Below are 1393 nucleotides of genomic sequence, written 5' to 3'. Positions count from 1 at the left end.
GGCCACGGCGGGATCGTCGACAAGGCGGTCACGGTCACCATCAACGGCACGGATGACGGCGCGACCATCAATCCGGCTCAACCCGGCGATGACAAGGGTTCGGTCACCGAAGACGGTACGCTCACGACCGGCGGCAAGCTGGAAGTGACCGATCCGGATGCAGGTCAAGCGGTCTTCCAAACGCAGACCAACGCAGCCGGCCAGCACGGCACCTTCTCCATCGATGCCGATGGCAAGTGGAACTACACCTTGACCAACAACGACCCGGCCGTTCAAGGCCTGGGCGCTGGCAAGACCTTGACCGAGACCTTCACCGTTACGACGGCTGACGGCACGACCGGTCAAGTGGTCGTCACGATCGTCGGTACGAACGACACCCCCGTTCTGACGGGCAAGGCTGACGGTGCGGTTACCGAAGACGGCACGCTGGTTGCCACCGGCAARATCGACGTCGCTGACRTCGACACGACCGAYACGCACACCTGGACMGTCAACAATGATGGCAAGGGTACGTATGGCTCGTTCTCAGTCGATGGCTCCGGCAACTGGACGTACAACCTCGACAACGCCAACAAGACCGTTCAAGGTCTGAAGTCGGGCGAATCGATCACCGAAACCTTCACTGTGACGGTGAACGACGGCAACGGCGGAATCGTCGACAAACAAGTCACGGTCACCATCAACGGCACGGACGACGGCGCGACCATCAACCCGGCTCAACCGGGTGATGACAAGGGTTCAGTCACCGAAGACGTGACGCTTACGACCGGCGGCAAGCTCGAAGTCACCGATCCCGACGCTGGCCAAGCGGTCTTCCAAACGCAAACCAACGCAGCCGGCCAGCACGGCACCTTCTCCATCGACGCCGATGGCAAGTGGAACTACACACTGACCAACAACGACCCGGCCGTTCAAGGCCTGGGCGCGGGCAAGACCCTGACCGAGACCTTCACCGTTACGACGGCTGATGGCAACACCGGCCAGGTCGTGGTCACCATCGTTGGCACCAACGACATCCCGGTCCTGACCGGTAAGGCCGATGGCGCTGTCACCGAAGACGGCACGCTGGTTGCCACCGGCAAGATCGACGTCGCTGACATTGACACGACCGATACCCATACCTGGACCGTCAACAACGACGGCAAGGGTGCTTATGGTTCGTTCTCGGTCGATGGCTCCGGCAACTGGACCTACAACCTGGACAACGCCAACAAGGCTGTTCARGGCCTGAAGTCCGGCGAGACCTTTACCGAAACCTTCACCGTGACCGTCAACGACGGCAACGGCGGAATCGTCGACAAGCAAGTCACGGTCACCATCAACGGCACGGACGACGGCGCGACCATCAATCCGGCTCAACCCGGCGATGACAAGGGTTCGGTCACCGAAGACG

General features: G+C 61.2%; 1 protein-coding gene. It reads left to right on the top strand.

The features are described from left to right. Positions 1–1393, top strand: a 1393-nt coding sequence (locus tag AC1DSJ_RS30155; RefSeq protein ID WP_476760475.1) for a VCBS domain-containing protein, incomplete at both ends; no start/stop codon positions are given.

The sequence above is a fragment of the Achromobacter sp. 01N37 genome, assembly GCF_056399725.1.
This window is presented reverse-complemented; position numbering and strand designations above follow the sequence as displayed.